Here is a 16,847-nt window from a genome sequence, read left to right as displayed (position 1 = left end):
ATATAACGGCAATTTTTGTGGCCAATATGCAACTTTTGAGGTTGTAGAGGCAGGTAGCCGAGGAAGAGGTGTGTATTAATCCGCCAGTCCAGAGAAAGGCGTGTGGTAAGGGGACCTGGTGGAATCGCCCACAGCTTTGTCCCCAACTTCTGTGGATAATAGAAGGCGCAGGCAGAAAGGCTCCAGGTGCTCCGCTGGAATTGCTAATCCATGACACCCAATATATTCTCCGTCTTAATCGATAAGGATTTTCGATAGCTTTCAAGGAAGATAGCCATGACCGGGCACCCGCAGCTTAATCAAATCAAGTCAAAAACCGACGTTGTAACCTATGGCGGCACATTCTTTAACGTCGAAGTGAGCTACCACATTGTCTTTGGCGTGGACGGCTATGTCGTTGGCCTCAAATTCTCTGATAGAAACAACAGCACCGACGCAGCCAAAGCGGCAAAAGTGAACCCGTTCGGCCTGGGGCGGCTTGTTGCCCAGTCGGCCATCAAGATGATCTTGCCCGATCTCGACAAAATATCCATCTTTGGATTTTATTTGCTCACGGATGACCTCGACACAAGGCGGCGGCGTGGCGCAGAGTTTAAAAAGCGTGTATACACTGCTAAGGCCATCGATATACACAAGCACGTAAAACACCGCCTCAAACATATCTCGCGTATTGAAGTGGATGGCGGCATGGGGTGGGCCATGAGTACAAAAGATTTTCCCAGTTACTCACAATTTAAAGTCTTTGAAAGAGAGCTAGCCAAACAGCTGGAGGTAATACCATGCTGATTCGAATTGGAACCGGGGAACTGATAGAGATTCCCGAAGAGCTGGGCGCGCTGGTGCTTATTGACCCATTTTCTAGCAGCAGTGACCAACCGGAATTCAGTGCAGAAGAAGTAAACGCCCTGGTTCACTCCATACTCGGCACCTACTTTGACCCAGAATTAAGCCACCAGGAGAATATTAACAAGGTAAAAGAAATCTACGCTCAGTTTGAACCACCCAGCGCCGAGGCTTTAAGCATCGCCCGAAAATCTATTGAGGCTTACGTTAAGGAAATCGAACCGGCACAGGTAGGAATGGTTGATGGCGAGCTGGTCGACCTTATGTTCATAGATAACACCAAGCAGCGCCTGGGATAAGCCAGCAAAGAGGAAGCTCCGTGCCAGTTCTGGAAACTAATTTGATAGCAGAAGCCCGGCGAGGGCTTAAATATATTCAAGAAGTCCTGGCCGGTGAATATGATGAGCTTGCGGAAAGGTACGCCGAGACTGAACAAGTACCCCTCCAGCAAGCGCGCCGCTTTTTAGTGACCGCCCGCCTGAATGCCTTTTTACCTCTCGACAACCTAGCGGGGGACCCCGATTCTGGGTTGAGTGTCAACGCTCGCAAGCAAATGCAAGAGTATTCGCGCAAGGCTTACGCTTTAGCAGCGCCCTAAGGCCAATCCTTTTCAGGTGGTTGTGCCGCACCCCCTAGGTTTCTTATATCTATACGCGTTGGTGGATGCTAATGGGGGGAGGTCTTTAGCTTGCAATTTTTTTGAATTCTTTACTGAACTACAAACCTAGCTTTCTAGTTTTTTAAAAAGCAGGACTTACGGATGTCGGCTATGGATGGGCTTCGAAAAAAGATTTTGTGGGGCTGCATGGGTTTTCTTGTGACTACAGGTATTGCTCTTGGTGGTTCTCCATTTTTCTTATCCTTGTTTCCAAACTCAGTAGCAGATAGGGAATATTTTTTATATATAGACCTGGATGATATTAGAGAAGATACCATCATCTCCCTAGATTGGTCGTGGTATCGTTTAATTATTGTTAAGCCAAGAGATGAAGTTCTACAGCAACTTGATGTTTTAGTTGAACCTAAAAAACATGGAAAGCAGCCACCTAAAGCTCAGGACCGACTAGATCATGAAATAAAAGTGTTTATGCTTCAAGTGAACTCTGAGGATGGTGTACCTAGGCTAGCCGAGCGTGATTACTATCGCTCGATAATCCCATGTTCTGAATTTACGTATTTGTCAGAGGGTGTTTCTATTGAGGGGCAGGACTTAGCTGGGGCGCTACAGTGTGTTGAGAGTGAGTGGGAGAGTTGGGAGAAGTATATGATCTTTGACCTCAATGGTAGGAGTCAATCCTGGTACATTGCTGACCTAGATGTTCCCAGCTACTCCGTCGAGGACAATACCTTAATTATTGGTAAGAGGAAGTAGGGGTAAAACCTTTTTCTTTTAAATAATTTGACTCTAAGACCGACACTCTACTAATCAATGATGTCACGATTGGATAGTCACTTGGCATCATCGGATTCTTAGTTGGCGCTTTCTGATCATATACTGATTTCAAGATTAACGCTTGGGAGACAGATAGATGGAAACGGCACTTATTACTGGGGCCTCTGGTGGCATCGGCCTTGAACTGGCCAGGATACATGCATCTAAGGGTGGCAACTTGGTTCTGGTTGCCCGGTCTGAAGGGAAGCTTTCAGCACTCAAACAGCAGCTAGAGAAGGAGTTTGGTATCCAGGCAATGGTTATTGCCGAGGACCTTTCTGACCCCATGTCCGCGCAGAGAATTTTTGAGCGAACCCAAAGTGAGGGTGTGGAGATTGGCACTCTAATTAACAATGCGGGTTTTGGTGGTCATGGTCTTTTCCATCAGAGGGATTTGGAAGCTGAGCAGGGTATGATGCAGGTGAATATGGTTTCCCTTACCAATCTCACCCACCTGTATTTAAAGGGGATGGTTGGCCGCAATAGTGGACATATTCTTAATGTTTCATCTACAGCCTCTTTTATTCCCGGCCCTTTACAGGCGGTTTACTACGCAACTAAAGCCTATGTAACTTCATTTAGCCAGGCACTGGCGGAAGAGTTGAAAGGCACAGGTGTAACAGTAACGGCTTTGTGCCCCGGTGCTGTTGCAACAGGGTTTGTGGCCGCTGGTGATCTTCAGGGTGTCGATATTTGGAAAAATGCCCGTTCGGCTGAGTCTGTTGCCAGATGTGGCTATCAGGCAATGGAGCGGGGAGATCTGGTTGCTTTTAATGAGACACGGCTCAAGTTGTTTCTGAATTGGATAATGCCTTTACTGCCCCGTAAAATGGTACTGAAGTTTTCCCGTCAGACGATGGAAAAGTCTTAATTACAGGCAGGTCCGGTAATGATCAAACGTGCAGCGAAATTCCTGGTACCTCCCAGCTGGAAGTTGATATTACACGATATGAATATCGATACAGCGCTGGCTCTTGCCTATGCCGGGTTACCTGCGGATCTGTTACAGCGGGAGGCTGTGACACTCTCTCCGGTGGAATATTTCCGTTTTTGGTGTGGTATTGATCGGGCCTCTAAGGATCGGCCATTACCACTTTTACTGGCGGAGCACCTTTCGGCTGAGTCGTTTGACCCTCCCATATTTGCGAGCCTGTGCAGTGCAAATCTGAATCAAGCTCTACTGCGGATACAGCAATACAAACCACTGATCGGTCCCATGGAATTGCACTTGGATATTACTGATGAGTACACCAAGCTCAATTTAGAGTGCTATGGAAGTGATGGAAATATCCCTGAAGCTTTGGGCCTGAGCGAATTAATTTTCTATATCCGCCTTGCTCGGTTGGGAACCCGGGAGGAAATTCAACCATTGGAATTGGCACTACCGCAGCTGCCTGAAGATCAAACGCCTTATCGGGAGTTTTTTGGTTGTTCAATTAAGCAGTCAGACCGGGTGAGAATTTGTTTCTCAGCGCAAGATGCACAAAAGCCATTTCTGACTGCCAATGCCCCTATGTGGGATTTCTTTGAAGGTAAATTGAGTCAACAGCTCAAGGATCTGGATAGCGAAGCCACAATGGGAGAGCGGGTAGGTTCAGTATTGATGGAGTTACTACCGGCCGGTGAGAGTTCTGTCGAAGCGGTGTCTGAACGCTTGGCTATCAGTAAAAGGACTTTGCAGCGGAAACTGGGGGAGGAAAATCAATCCTTCCAGACAGTATTGCAGGGAGTTAGATCAAGTTTGGCTGATCACTACCTCGCCAAGTCCAGCCTTCATTTGGGTGAGATTTCTTTTATGCTGGGATTTAAAGAACCCAATTCATTTATTCGGGCCTACCGGGGCTGGAAAGGAATGACACCATTGCAATACCGGGACTCTATTCACTGAATAGATCCGTTAGTAAAAAGCCAATGTTTGCATATCACTGTAAATTTATGTGACCAATTTGACCCAGGAAGTTTGGTTTTAACACGTAAACAGCGATTAATTGGCTGGTCGGTCAGCAATAATTATTCCGTTGTCTGGATTCACTTCCAGAGCCCTCAATTCTCCTCCGTAGACCGCCTGGATTTTCCATCTTCCGCCCACAAATTCGATATGCGTGATGGGGTTGAACCCTAGACCATACAGTTTCGCTTTAATAGTGGATAAGTCCAAGGCAATGACCGAAGGTTCTGCTCCGTAAAGGTCGGGGCTGTCGTAGATGGGGGCGGGTTTATTGGGATCGAGGCCGGGGGGGATTGGGTTAGTGAGATTGCCAACTAAAGCTATGGCGGTAAGAAAAATCATCTACGGCTCCATACTGCTAACAAGCCATAGTATTAGTTTGGACTAGGGATTATCGCAGTGCCAGCGGGCTGTAGTGATTTCGGTCTTACCTGAGTGCGATTATAGCAGTGAATGGCCCGGCAACAGATATTGCCGGACCTAGGGAGCCTAGCGTGTAAGCTTTAGCATAAAATCGATAACACGAGTTGAGAGTTTGCCATAGGGAGGCCGCAGTAATTTTAATAGGTCGATTGGGCCCTGATAGAAGATGGGACGAAGTTTAGAGAAGGTCAGAAATCCCTCGTAGCCATGGTAGTGACCCATACCGCTTTCACCAACGCCGCCAAATGGAATATCGTGCTGGCCAACGTGCAGTACACAATTGTTTACCGACACGCCTCCAGACATTACCTTGTTGATATATAAATCTTGTAAGGTTTTGTCGTGAGTGTAAGGGTAAATCGCCAGGGGTCTGGGGCGAGCATTAATATAATCAATAACTTCCTCTGGCTTGGAATAAGTGATAATCGGCAATAGCGGGCCAAAAATCTCACGCTGCATTGCCAGCATCTCGCCGTCTACGTTGGTCAGGATATGCGGAGGGAATTTTCGCAGTTTATTGTCCCTATCCAATTTGCCAGCACTTAAATCTATGGCATTAGCACCCTTAGCCTTGGCGTCATCCAGGGTTGCCCAGATTCGCTGGTAAGATGTGTCGTCGATAATAGAAGTGTAATCCTGGCCATCTAAGTTGGGGTAGCGCTTCTGAACATAATGTTTTGCGTGCTCGATAAACTCTTCGAGATGCTCCTCCGGCAAGAAAAGATAATCCACGTTGACACAGATCTGCCCGGCGTTTACCAGCTTCCAGTAAATTAGTTGCTCGGCGGCTTTCTTAACCGGGTAATCCGAGCCAACAATTGCCGGTGATTTACCTCCAAGCTCCAATGTGACTGGAGTTAGGTTTTCTGCGGCGGAGCGCATTACTGCACGACCGGTATTACTGGAGCCAGTAAAGATTAAGTGATCGAATTTAAGGCTGGAAAATACCGGGCCTATTTCATCGGCATCGGGAATAAAAACCAGCTTTTCTTCCGGGAAGTATTGTTCACAGACTTTACTGAGTAATTCTGCAAGGTGCTTGGAATTGGTGGACATCTTGACCATCGCCTGATTGCCTGCGGCGAAAATATTGGTCAGTGGTGAAAAGCTTAAGTTTATTGGGAAGTTCCACGGCACTATGACGCCAATTACCCCCAGAGGTTGTGGGACCACACGATTTTTAGAGAGGGGATAGGATTTAAAATCTGTATGGCGCCCCCTGGGTTTCATCCACTTCTTTAGGCGCTTGATAGTCTCTTTAATGCCGGAGAGCGCTGGGTAGATATCGTAGAGCAGTATCTCTTCCCTGGCTCGATTGCCGTAGTCGTTACTAATTGCCTGGATAATGGATTCCTGCTGTTCACGCAGGAGCTGGGCAAGGGTTCTAAGATCCTGCACACGTTGCTGATAGCTGGGAGCCGGGTTGGCCAGGTAGGCACTGCGCTGTTTGTCCAGATAGTTTTGCAGTACCGCTTTGTCTGCATCCTGCCGGGTCAGGGTTTGTGTTGTCATTTTATTATCCTGTGGCGTTGATCTCAGAAAGACTAAACGAAATTGAATCGGAGTGATTGACCAATCCGGTAAATTCCTTTGATGATCGGAGAACAAATTTTATCCGGGGAATGGCCAAGTTTGTTTTGCCATCGCAATTTATGGCGCGGATTACATCACTATGTTCAAGCAGAATAGGTTAGGGCCGGCTTTGGCAGCCGGCCCTGTCAGGATAGCTCGGAATGAGGACAGTAATCCTTAATCGTTGTCCGGTTTTTCCGACAAAACTTCCGCAGAGTTGGGGTCTACGTGCAAGTCGTACTTTTGGTCACCCTTATAGGCTTCAATCTTCCACTTACCCTTGTCCAGATCGACCTCAACAATTGGGGTGTAGCCCTGCTGTTCCAATTTGGTCAATACGGTGGAAAGGGCCATAGCTCCGGGTGGGGGCTTTTCTTTGGCGAGTGCATAGGGTAGTGCTGTTGCGGCGATAAAGGCCAGCAACAACTTGCTGATAGGTTGCATGGTGCTATTACCTCGCTGTCTATTTGCTAAATCGCAGTATCCTATGAATCAAATCTTCCCTTAACCGAGCGATCGGTATTTCCAAACTGTAAAATAAAAACTGATACGTTTGCGTTTGGTCTCCAGGCACTTACAACGGGTTTTGTGGGCTGCCCTGGGTAAGGTGCTTCTGGATTGCCTCGCACCACTCCATTCCTCCGGGTTTGAGACCGTTGGTATTGGCTCTGCTGAGCCGGGTGATGGCTGTGAACCATTCCTCACTACCGGTAGTCGGCATACCGGACGGGTATAGTTTCGCCATATCGCCATTTTGCTGGGCAAGCACTTGCTGTTGAACCCAGGCAAACCATTCCGGGGTGCATATAGCTGCAGCTTTCTTTTCCGCTTCCGCTCCATTGCCCGGTGGGGCAATGGGCTCCTTCATGGCGCTGGTAGCCGACTCATCTGCAGGAGGGGTTGCAGGTGACTTGGAGTCCTTCGGGCCCCCACAGCTGCAGAGGACAAAGATCAGTGCTATTAAAGGGCCAAAGCGGTACATAGGACCTCTATGGGTGGCGGTATCAAGCCTAAGCATAGGAGGAAATTGACGACTTTGCCTTATCGCCTTAGGTCATATGTATTTTTATTGACATTGCCATTAAATCAAATGAGAATGTTTCTCGTTTAATCCAAGGGTGATCTACGATAATGTCTACCAGAGCTCTATTTCAAAAAGTGCTGGCTGTAGCCGGCTTGTTGGGTGCTGTGGGTGCCAGTGCGGCCGAGCAGGTAAATATCTACTCCTACCGACAGCCTTTCCTTATAGAGCCGATCTTAAAGGAGTTCACCGAGAAAACCGGTATTGAGGCCAAAGTGGTCTACGCCAGCAAAGGCTTGAACGAGCGTTTGCAAAGGGAAGGGCGCAACAGCCCCGCTGACCTGGTCCTGACTTCCAATACCAGCAGCCTGATGGATCTGCTTAATAAGCAGCTGACCCAACCGGTAAGCAGTGAAATCCTGGAAGACAATATCCCATCACAATTTCGCGATAAGGCTGGCAACTGGTTCGGCCTGACCACCCGGGCGCGTTTGATCTACTCCTCCAAAGACCGCGTTAAGCCCGGTGAAATTACTCGCTACGAAGAGTTGGTAGACCCTAAGTGGAAGGGCCGAATCTGTACTCGTAGCGGCAAGCACCCCTATACCCTGTCCCTGATCGCCTCCATGATCGCCCATCACGGTGAAGCAGAAACCAAAGAGTGGCTGCAAGGTGTGAAAGCGAATCTGGCGCGTAAGCCCCAGGGTAATGACCGCGCTCAGGTTAAAGCTATTAGCGAAGGTGTCTGCGACCTTTCCCTGGGTAACAGCTACTACTTCGGTAAAATGATTACCAATAAGGAGCAGCCGGAGCAGGTGGATTGGGCCAAGTCTGTAAACCTGGTCTTCCCTAACCAGAAAGATCGCGGTACCCATATGTTTATTTCCGGTGCGGCGCTGACTAAGCATGCCCCCAACCGTGAAAATGCCGTTAAGCTGCTGGAATTCCTCAGCGGCGCCGATGCTCAATACTCTTACGCTGAGAAAAACTTTGAGTTCCCGGTACGCCCTGGCACTGCCCGCTCTGAATTGATTAAGGAGTATATGGGTGAGTTTAAAGAAGACGATCTGAGTCTCACGGAGATCGGTTCCTACGTTCCAGCGGCTTCCCGTATGGTTGATGAAGTACGCTTTGACTTTTAGAATGGTTAACTGAATGGGAATTGCTGCCGAGTAAATTGGCAGCACTATCTCAGCCTTATTCGAACGGCCCTGTCGAGAGACCAGGGCCGTTCTTTTATAATGAGCTTTTGATTCCTTAATCCATGCTAAACCGAGCCAACTTATCAGCTTCCCGCTGGCTGCTACTGGTAGCTACTATTTCCCTACTGGTAGCTCTGCCAGTGCTATCCATTTTTTGGTTGGCATTTTTCCCTGAAGAAAATATCTGGCCGCACTTGGTGGACACGGTGTTGTTTCACTATGTGTCCTCCACTTTGATTCTGGCTGGCGGTGTCGGTTTGGTAACGCTGATAACAGGCGTGGGCAGTGCTTGGCTGGTGAGCATGTGCCAGTTCCCCGGGCGTCGTTTGTTTGAGTGGGGGCTGTTATTGCCGTTTGCTGTTCCCGCCTATGTGATTGCCTACGTTTACACGGACTTGCTGGAATATGCGGGCCCTGTGCAAAAGTCCCTGCGCACCTGGTTTGGTTGGCAGACATCCAGGGATTATTGGTTCCCAGAGATCCGTAGCATGGGTGGGGCGATAGCCATGCTGTCACTGGTGCTCTTCCCCTATGTCTATATGCTCGCGCGAGCAGCCTTTATCGAGCAGTGCGGCAGTATACGTGCCGCGAGCCGGTCATTGGGCTGTACGCCTTGGCAGAGCTTCTTGCGCGTATCCCTGCCAATGGCACGCCCAGCAATTGCGGTGGGTTTATCACTGGTATTGATGGAAACCCTGAATGATTTCGGCACAGTGGACTTCTTTGCCGTACGCACCTTGAGTGTCGGAATTTACGATACCTGGTTGAGCCACGGCAATTTAGGAGGCGCGGCGCAAATTGCCTGTAGCACTCTGATTTTTGTTGTTCTGTTAATTACGCTGGAGCGAATGGGGCGGGCGAGACAGAAGCACTTTGTACAATCGCCAAATTCCCAGCGTGAACGCTATGTATTGCGCGGCTGGCGATCCGGTGTAGCCCTATTGTTCTGCGGGTTACTGTTGGTGGCCGGTTTTATTATTCCCCTGCTGGTTCTGGGAGGTTACGCACTCAGCAACTTCTCCAGTTATTGGAGCGAAGATTTTATACAGATCGCCAGCAATAGCTTGTTACTGTCAATCGCAGCGGCACTGGTCTCTGTACTGCTGGGCCTGCTGTTGGCTTACGGTAAGCGACTGCAACCCAAAAGATCCGTACGGGTCTTGGTCGGCTTTTCCAAGCTGGGTTATGCAATGCCCGGGGCAGTACTGGCGATTGGTGTCCTGATTCCCCTGGCCGCTTTTGATAATGCGGTGGATGGTTTTTTACGTGAACACTTTGATATCTCCATAGGGCTGCTGTTAAGCGGCAGTATTTTCGCCATTATTTTTGCCTACACGGTGCGCTTCCTGGCAGTGTCCACAGGGGCCATAGAATCCAGCCTGGAGAAAGTAACCCCTTCAATGGATCGCGCTGCCCGCTCCCTGGGACGCAATAGCTGGCAAACCCTGTGGGCTGTACATCTACCTTTGGTGCGTACAGGTCTACTAACGGGTGGCTTGGTGGTCTTTGTGGATTGTATGAAAGAACTGCCGGCGACTTTGTTACTGCGCCCCTTTGGCTTTGACACCCTGGCGACTTATGTTTACCAGTTCGCTTCCGACGAGATGCTGGAACGCTCGGCCCTGGGGGCTTTATTGATTGTCCTGGTGGGATTGATACCGGTGATTTTACTAAGCCGTTCCATTGGTTGGCGCAGAGGTGAGGAGCGCACAGCCGTGGCGGACTCAGAAGCGCCCGCCCTGTCCTGATAGCTTTTATCGGGCTTGGTCAAACACCAGAGCAGAGGAAAGGTGCAGGGGAAGCTTATCACCGGGAGCCGCTTGAATATCTGCATTCAAAGCGGCCTCGACAGTTTCCCCTGCGGCTAGCTGAAAGCGATAGTTCACCTGGTTGCCGAGAAAATTCTTTTCCACAACCTGAGCCATCACAGCACTGGGATGTTCGCCTGCGGCAATATCCTCACTGCGCACAAACAGTTCGAGCTGATCTCCACTTTCGTATGCAGCTGTTGGCACCTTCACTTCCCCCAGAGGGGTACTGATCAGGCCATTGCCCACAACAGTACCGGAAATGATATTCCCTTCACTAACAATCCTTGCAACTGCCAAGTTTCTAGGTGTTTGATAAGTGTCTTGAGGGCTGTCCCACTGCTGTAATTGGCCTTGGCTGAGTACTCCCAGCTTATCTCCGGCAATAAAAGCCTCATGGCGGTCGTGGGTAACAATAATTGCAGGGATCTTCTCTTCGCGCAGTATATGGCGGACTTCGGCGGCGAGACTGCGGCGCAACTCGGTATCCAGGTTGGAGAAGGGTTCATCCAGGAGTAACAGCTTGGGGCGCGGTGCCAGTGCCCGAGCCAGAGCGACACGCTGCTGCTGACCGCCAGAGAGCTGATGTGGGTACTGTTGCCCGAAGCCTTCCAGACGCACTAACTTTAGCAAAGACTGGGTGCGGGATTGCCGCTTCGGCATTGACTGGATACCGAAGGCAATATTCTGTTCAACGGTAAGGTGTGGGAAGAGGGCGTAGTCCTGAAATACCACCCCAATATTCCGTTGCTCTGCGGGAATCTGTTTCTCACGGGAGGAAATCACTTCCCCGGATAGCTGGATACTCCCCGCTGCGACCGGCTGAAAACCAGCGATGGCGTGCAGTAGCGTTGTCTTACCACAACCGCTGGGGCCCAACAAACAGGCAATTTCTCCCGCTTGTAAAGCAAAGGAAACCGATTCGATAACTACCTGCTCACCGTAGCGGCATTGCAGGTTTTCTATAGAGAGTATAGGGAGCACGGGTCTTCCGGTAGTTTGGCCTGTAAACGATTAGGGCAGCTTTCGGGTTCATAGTTATCACTACACTAACCGGTAGCCAGTCCAGAGTGAAGTATACTTTTAGCTGTGCAGTAGTGTTGGATGTTTTTTAGACGAGTGAATTATCTAAACACTCGCCATCAACCTCGTATACTAAGGTATCCATTCTCGTGGATATTGAAATCTCGCCTGTTCCAGATTCACAGTACTCAGCTGAATAGTAACGATATTTGATTTTAAGATAAGCCGGCCCAACTCCGATTATACCATCAGCCCCCGCATTTGGTGCATGTATCGGACTATGAGTGATCTCGAGAGAAGATAACAATACATTTCTTACATTGAATTTTTCAGGGAGGGATATCTTCACGGGTCGTTCATCAATACTGAGGTCGATATAACTAACGGAATTATCATCTGGTGTGAGGGAAATTTGCAGCGAAAATTCTTTGAAGGGGCTAATTAAACTTCCGCTTACTCTTGTGTTTAGAATCTCGGCATAGAGATCTTGAGCTGTATGCGCTATAGCAGGTGAAATAGCAAAAATTAATACAGGTAGGTACTTTATCAAGTGAACTACCTAGCGCTTGCTGACAACGATATGTACTAGTGCGTTGCTTTATTGCCAAGCATTTTTGTCACTCTTGGAACTTCCTCCCAGCAATCGCCGAAAAAGCCCGGAGAAAATATCTGCAACGATATCCTCTTTGTTGATAATGTCTTTTTCTCTTAGGTTCTCGGCCTTTCTGGCTAGTTGTGTAGCCATAGAATAGTTATTGCGGGCCCTAGCTTCCTCTGCTTGAGCTTCAAGTTTGTTAGCTTTCGCGTTTCTTTCATATATGTTTGGGGTTGAGGCACACCCGGAAATAAATAAAACGGACAGTATAAAAAATAAACTCTTCATGTTCGGTAAAATAAATTCGAGTTTCATAAAATTATTACTGGTAGGTGTTGGCCTGTATAGGATTACCAGCAATATATCATAGTAGCGAGCTAAATGCTGGGCTTCTGATAATCAAAGCCCAGTGTAGTTGGCACGCGGACCGCATTTAAAATCCGTGTGCTAGCTATAATGCGACCCTATGGATTTTCTATTAGCATGGACCTTTACGCATTCTCATTGTACTTCCGCGAACCATTTCAACTTTGCTTGGGGTAACTGATAAAATTTTATGTGTCCCAACATTTGACATTATCAGCTTGTCGTCTTCAACAGACCAAGTGCCATCCTGCTTCCAAAAACTATCGACCCACTTATAGGAGCCATCTTTCTTGAAAGTAATTGTGACATTTTCAGCGGCGACATTTCCTGCTGCTTCCTGTTCGTAAAAGCACCAAGCACCATTAAGTTCATTTGCCTCGTAGGCATTGGTAACTTGTGAAGTTGAAGCAATAATAATTGCTAGTACAATTTTCTTCATTTTATATTCCTTTTAGTTTAAGGTTTCCAGTTTTCAGGTTTGATTTATATGGCCTTGAGGTAGGTTCCCCGCCTAATTATATACAGCAATAAAATTGACTAAATATTTAATGCGAAGTGACTAGGTGCTGCAATATAGCTTTCTATTATATTTTCCTTTGTCCTATCTCAAGTACATGCTCATGAGAATAGAATAAAATTTTGTTTGAATTATTGTGCAGAACTATTGCATCATCTCTGGCAGGCATAAATATATCCTGCCAAGCACCAAGGAAGATGCTGGTTGCTAGAATAAAAACTTGATTCTCGCTAAATACCACCTGAACTGTTCCCTCAGTGTTGAAATTACTCTTTAGCCAAGCGTCTGTAATGGTATTACTCTCAATCTTAAGTCTAAAAATTGATTCAACGACTTCACTATTTAGCCCATAGAAGTCGGTCGCACAGTATTTGGCTGAAAAATCGTAAGCATTTTTGGCATTCTTAGAATTAAGCCATCGAACACTTAAGTTGAGTCTTTCTATTTCAGCTTTTCGATATTTCATTTCGATGCACAAAATAGTACGAGTGCACTAATACGAGGACGTACTAACGTACAGGGCGGCAAGGAAGTGAATTGGTTGGGCATAACCCGCCTCATCAGGTATTTGATTTTGCTTTTAGAGTAAGAAAGTACCCTGCTATGAACGAAGGTACCAAAACTATATTCGATGCTATTTCATACCAAATGGGGTACTCTTTATCTAGATTCGATGGAGATTGGCCAATATAGTACATAAAACTACCATACATGGCTGCGACTAATATCGCATTTACTATATTTGGACTTCCCGATATTTGAGCCGATAAGTAAATACCAATAACAATACCAACAAATATTGTGAACAATGAATATACCAAAGGCTCAACTGAGGTCATCAGTATATCCATTGGGGCCTTATCAACAATAAGGTAAGAGAATATAAAAATACTAAAGAATGAGAGAACCATTATTGTAACTAGCGCAACAATAAATCCAACGAATATACCAACTAAACTTTTAAATGCTACTTTCAATTTATCTATCCTAGCTAAGAACATATCCATATTTGTAGCAGTAGGAGTATTCTGCTACAAAGTGGTGAAAATTATAGCCTATTTTATCTTCAAAATTCACAAACCAAATGTGACATACTCCAAAAATAAAGAGATGCCTCTTAATTTCAGATGTTTTTGCTCTCACTCAGGAGTGATTGCGTACATGAAATGTTATCGGATCACAAGGGAGAAAAAATATCTTCTTTCTGTGATAAGAAAATAAAATATTTCAAGTTCTCAGGTTGCTGAGCGGATAGATTGTCATTAGTCAATGATTTATCTCGGAACAAAGAGAAAACTAAGTTTTTGTACTCGCTACTACCAACCTTTGGGTCTCACAGAGTGTCACAAGAGTGCGATCATTGATCTCGAAGGGGCTAATTTATCTCCGATAAAAAGATTGTCCTTACGATACCACCATTATCTTAATTGCTACCTCAGGAGTAATCGCTCTGCTAAACAAAAACATTGTTTTAAAGTAATAGAGATGAATCTATCTAGCTCGGTTGTAAAGAATATAATAACTATCAGTTTGGCTGCTATCCCATTCTATATATCAAACTGTAACTCTTTCACCTTCAGATTATTTTCCCATATTCCTACGCGGACCTCTGAATAACGGCAGGGGTGACTATAGATTAATTAGCATCTGCAATCCCTGTGGAGCTATTGAAGATCTAGAGGTTAAGTATGCCAAAAGAGGATAGGGATTTGGCAGGCAGTTTGAAAATAGATAGTTGATGTTTGTCCGTTGGAATTAGTGCTAGTTTAGAGTTTGGGTGGATTACTCTCTGAGAAGAAAACTAAAATTGGTTCTTAAGTTTTCATTTATAGATATTCAACATGAATATATTCAATAATAACTGCTAACTATGGAAAAATTATATATCTCCTAATGTCGTGACTAATATTGGCTTTGTAGTGGTAATCATGAGGCTTGTTTTGTTATGTTTGCTTTATGATTATTTCGCAATAGAAAATATATCCATAAAGTTGATATTGCAGCAAAGAAACACCAGGTTGATACCCATGTTTCACGCTGGGTAAAGTAGACGATAACACCGAGTGCCATGACAAGTGCCCAAAACTTCCTAAAAATTCTATTGCTCGATAATAAAAATAAAAATCCAAGTAAAGAGTAAATAATATGTCCAGTTGTAATGGCGAATAAGCTGTAATCGGATGTGATATAGCATAAGCTATGGCCGCACAAGCTCGTTTTTATTAAGTGTCTTGGTCCTGTTTCTAATAGGATGGGTATCCAAAGATATAAGCCAAAAATAAAACCTATGATTATTAATATAATAAAGAAAGTTCTTTTCCATTTTTTTGTCTCAAGACTAAAGGCAACGGTTGGTATCCAGACAAGCCAAAAAAATAGAGCAAAAAATAAGTAAAAAATAGAAGACGCTGCAGTCAGTGACACTAAATTTTGGTTGTATCCAATCCATACTACCCCTTCACTTGCTTGCTGTAACGCAAAAAGGAGGGGGGTAACTGCGAGTAATAAATAGGTTTTATCATTTTTCATAGCATGTGTTGTACACAAGGCACCACCGACAATAAGCAGAGCCGCTGATCCGAACGATGCCGTGGCTGAAAAACACATAATGATTTTCTCTATATGTAAGATATTCTAACTTAAGCCAAAGCCATATAATTTGATATGCAACATAACAATATCCTTAGCGTAGAAAATCAGTTGATTTTGCTATTTTGTACTAAGCTTATGAATTAGTCTGTGATGACTAGGTCTACTTTAACGTTTTCAATTCACCTTATGAGTTAAGTCTATAAAATTCGCAAAGATACATTTAGTTTGCCTTTGGATATTGATGCTTACAGAAGTAAAGCCTATTTCGATAGGGCGTAACAAGCCCAGTATAATACTAATTGGATAGTTGCTGTTCTTTATTCCAATTATCAAAATTGGTCACCTATATAAGCCTTGGGTTAAGGGTTACTGGTTGAATGCTAGAGTGATGATGCTTCCACTAAATTGGGGTATTTATTCTAGTCGGTACTCTCCGGTCATTCATGTTGAACTAACTAAACGGGGATCTCCAATGACTAGGACGTAATAGAATTGCTGGACGTGTCACGACTACAATCCGATTTTTGCATGTTTATTTGAGTATTAAATACCCCCAATTCTATTAGTAGCGCTAATGCTTCTTCGACCGGAAATTATTTGTTGTCTGTTTTTACGAATTTTCTATAGCTCATCTTTAGAGTGCCAATCTATACATACTAATATACTGCGATCATGAAGCTTGTTTTTTCATCTTTGCTTTAAAATCATTTATTAATAGGAAATAAATCCATAACGTTGATATCGCAGCAAAGAAACACCAGGTTGATACCCATGTTTCACGCTGAGTAAAGTAAGTGATAACACCGAGTAGCATGACAAGTGCCCAAAATTTTCTAAATAGATGATTGCTCGATAACAAGAATAAAACACCTAGTAAAGCATAAATGCTTTCTCGAACTGTGACGGGTAGTAAACCACCTTCGGATAACTCATAACATAAACTATGTCCACATACACTTGTTTTTATTATGTGTCTTGGTCCTGTCTCAAATAGAATAGGCACCCAGAGATATAAGCCAAAAATAAATCCTATAATTATTAATATGATATAAAAATTTCTTTTCCATTTTTTTGTTTCAAGCATATAGGCTACAAGAGGTATCCAAATAAGCCAGAAAAAGAAAGCAAAAAACAGATACAAAATAGAAGCTTTTGTCGTTAGTGAAATCAAATTTTCGTGGTACCCAATCCAAACCATCCCTTCACTCACTTGCTGTAACGCAAACAAGAGAGGGGTAACTGCGAGTAATAAATAGGTTTTATCATTTTTCATAGCATGTGTTGTACACAAAGCACCACCGACAATAAGCAGAGCTGCTGATCCGAACGATGCCGTGGCTGAAAAACACATAATGATTTTCTCTATATATAAAATATTCTAATTAAAACCAAGGTCTTATAACTTGATGTACAACATAACAATACCCTTAACCAAGAAAATCAGTTGACTTCGCTAATTTGTACTAAGCTACTTAATTTATCTGCGAAGACTATATCTACTTCAA

The 16,847-nt window shown here is 45.2% G+C and carries 20 protein-coding genes; 8 read left to right on the top strand and 12 right to left on the bottom strand.

All coding sequences use genetic code 11. The annotated features are described in order from the left end of the window. Positions 1-276: 276 nt before the first annotated feature. The 6 genes from ACJJIS_RS16145 (at position 277) to ACJJIS_RS16120 (ending at position 4,163) form a co-directional block, all read left to right on the top strand. Positions 277-786 carry a hypothetical protein gene (locus ACJJIS_RS16145; protein WP_445360231.1) on the top strand — a complete coding sequence of 170 codons (510 nt, stop codon included), beginning with the start codon at positions 277-279 and terminating at the stop codon, positions 784-786. Continuing rightward, positions 780-1,142 carry a hypothetical protein gene (locus tag ACJJIS_RS16140; RefSeq protein ID WP_445360230.1) on the top strand — a complete coding sequence of 121 codons (363 nt, stop codon included), beginning with the start codon at positions 780-782 and terminating at the stop codon, positions 1,140-1,142. Before ACJJIS_RS16145 ends, ACJJIS_RS16140 begins: the two co-directional genes overlap by 7 nt. Positions 1,143-1,162: 20 nt before the next feature. Then, positions 1,163-1,441 carry a hypothetical protein gene (locus ACJJIS_RS16135; RefSeq protein WP_445360229.1) on the top strand — a complete coding sequence of 93 codons (279 nt, stop codon included), beginning with the start codon at positions 1,163-1,165 and terminating at the stop codon, positions 1,439-1,441. A gap of 162 nt (positions 1,442-1,603) precedes the next feature. Beyond that, positions 1,604-2,215: a hypothetical protein gene (locus ACJJIS_RS16130; protein WP_445360228.1), complete on the top strand. Its 612-nt coding sequence runs from the start codon at positions 1,604-1,606 to the stop codon at positions 2,213-2,215. 157 nt (positions 2,216-2,372) lie between these two features. Continuing rightward, positions 2,373-3,146 carry an SDR family NAD(P)-dependent oxidoreductase gene (locus tag ACJJIS_RS16125; protein ID WP_444894871.1) on the top strand — a complete coding sequence of 258 codons (774 nt, stop codon included), beginning with the start codon at positions 2,373-2,375 and terminating at the stop codon, positions 3,144-3,146. An 18-nt stretch (positions 3,147-3,164) separates the two neighbouring features. Next, positions 3,165-4,163, top strand: coding sequence for an AraC family transcriptional regulator (locus ACJJIS_RS16120; protein ID WP_444906122.1), 999 nt, complete (start codon positions 3,165-3,167; stop codon positions 4,161-4,163). Positions 4,164-4,259: 96 nt separating this feature from the next. Here ACJJIS_RS16120 and ACJJIS_RS16115 read toward each other — a convergent pair whose 3' ends face one another. The 4 genes from ACJJIS_RS16115 to ACJJIS_RS16100 all read right to left on the bottom strand — a co-directional run bounded on the left by ACJJIS_RS16115 (position 4,260) and on the right by ACJJIS_RS16100 (position 7,200). Further along, on the bottom strand, positions 4,260-4,565 hold the full coding sequence (locus ACJJIS_RS16115; RefSeq protein ID WP_444932482.1) for a hypothetical protein: 306 nt from the start codon (positions 4,563-4,565) through the stop codon (positions 4,260-4,262). 147 nt (positions 4,566-4,712) lie between these two features. Then, complete coding sequence (locus ACJJIS_RS16110) at positions 4,713-6,158, bottom strand: coniferyl aldehyde dehydrogenase (protein WP_445360227.1); 1,446 nt, start codon at positions 6,156-6,158, stop codon at positions 4,713-4,715. Between the two features lie 237 nt (positions 6,159-6,395). Then, the gene (locus ACJJIS_RS16105) at positions 6,396-6,662 is read right to left on the bottom strand and encodes a PepSY domain-containing protein (protein WP_282931601.1); all 267 of its coding nucleotides are present in this window, start codon (positions 6,660-6,662) and stop codon (positions 6,396-6,398) included. A gap of 130 nt (positions 6,663-6,792) precedes the next feature. Then, a complete protein-coding gene (locus tag ACJJIS_RS16100; protein ID WP_413664730.1) occupies positions 6,793-7,200 on the bottom strand; it encodes a hypothetical protein in 408 nt (135 codons plus the stop codon). Positions 7,201-7,349: 149 nt separating this feature from the next. Between ACJJIS_RS16100 and ACJJIS_RS16095 the strand changes: the two genes are divergently transcribed. Beyond that, entirely contained in the window at positions 7,350-8,381 is a 1,032-nt protein-coding gene (locus ACJJIS_RS16095; RefSeq protein ID WP_413664731.1) for a Fe(3+) ABC transporter substrate-binding protein, read from the top strand. Positions 8,382-8,503: 122 nt separating this feature from the next. Continuing rightward, a complete protein-coding gene (locus ACJJIS_RS16090) occupies positions 8,504-10,189 on the top strand; it encodes an ABC transporter permease (protein ID WP_475708548.1) in 1,686 nt (561 codons plus the stop codon). Between the two features lie 6 nt (positions 10,190-10,195). Here the strand turns inward: ACJJIS_RS16090 and ACJJIS_RS16085 are convergent, their stop codons facing one another. The 8 genes from ACJJIS_RS16085 to ACJJIS_RS16050 all read right to left on the bottom strand — a co-directional run bounded on the left by ACJJIS_RS16085 (position 10,196) and on the right by ACJJIS_RS16050 (position 16,693). After that, positions 10,196-11,233, bottom strand: a complete 1,038-nt coding sequence (locus ACJJIS_RS16085) for an ABC transporter ATP-binding protein (protein ID WP_475708547.1) — start codon at positions 11,231-11,233, stop codon at positions 10,196-10,198. Positions 11,234-11,360: 127 nt separating this feature from the next. Continuing rightward, a complete protein-coding gene (locus ACJJIS_RS16080) occupies positions 11,361-11,822 on the bottom strand; it encodes a hypothetical protein (RefSeq protein WP_475708546.1) in 462 nt (153 codons plus the stop codon). Positions 11,823-11,870: 48 nt separating this feature from the next. Further along, positions 11,871-12,182, bottom strand: coding sequence for an outer membrane protein assembly factor BamD (locus tag ACJJIS_RS16075; protein WP_475708545.1), 312 nt, complete (start codon positions 12,180-12,182; stop codon positions 11,871-11,873). 163 nt (positions 12,183-12,345) lie between these two features. Beyond that, the gene (locus ACJJIS_RS16070) at positions 12,346-12,672 is read right to left on the bottom strand and encodes a hypothetical protein (RefSeq protein ID WP_475708544.1); all 327 of its coding nucleotides are present in this window, start codon (positions 12,670-12,672) and stop codon (positions 12,346-12,348) included. 145 nt (positions 12,673-12,817) lie between these two features. Then, the gene (locus ACJJIS_RS16065) at positions 12,818-13,216 is read right to left on the bottom strand and encodes a hypothetical protein (protein WP_475708543.1); all 399 of its coding nucleotides are present in this window, start codon (positions 13,214-13,216) and stop codon (positions 12,818-12,820) included. 94 nt (positions 13,217-13,310) lie between these two features. After that, positions 13,311-13,727 (bottom strand): hypothetical protein, encoded by a 417-nt coding sequence (locus ACJJIS_RS16060; protein WP_444912315.1) that lies wholly within the window; start codon positions 13,725-13,727, stop codon positions 13,311-13,313. Between the two features lie 949 nt (positions 13,728-14,676). Next, positions 14,677-15,357, bottom strand: a complete 681-nt coding sequence (locus ACJJIS_RS16055; protein ID WP_475708542.1) for a DUF6629 family protein — start codon at positions 15,355-15,357, stop codon at positions 14,677-14,679. A gap of 655 nt (positions 15,358-16,012) precedes the next feature. Next, the gene (locus tag ACJJIS_RS16050) at positions 16,013-16,693 is read right to left on the bottom strand and encodes a DUF6629 family protein (protein WP_475708541.1); all 681 of its coding nucleotides are present in this window, start codon (positions 16,691-16,693) and stop codon (positions 16,013-16,015) included. Between the last annotated feature and the right edge of the window lie 154 nt (positions 16,694-16,847).

It is taken from the genome of Microbulbifer maximicatervae (SeqCode) (assembly GCF_056231245.1).
Note: the sequence above shows the minus strand (reverse complement) of the source record. Positions and strands in the feature narration are given on the sequence as shown.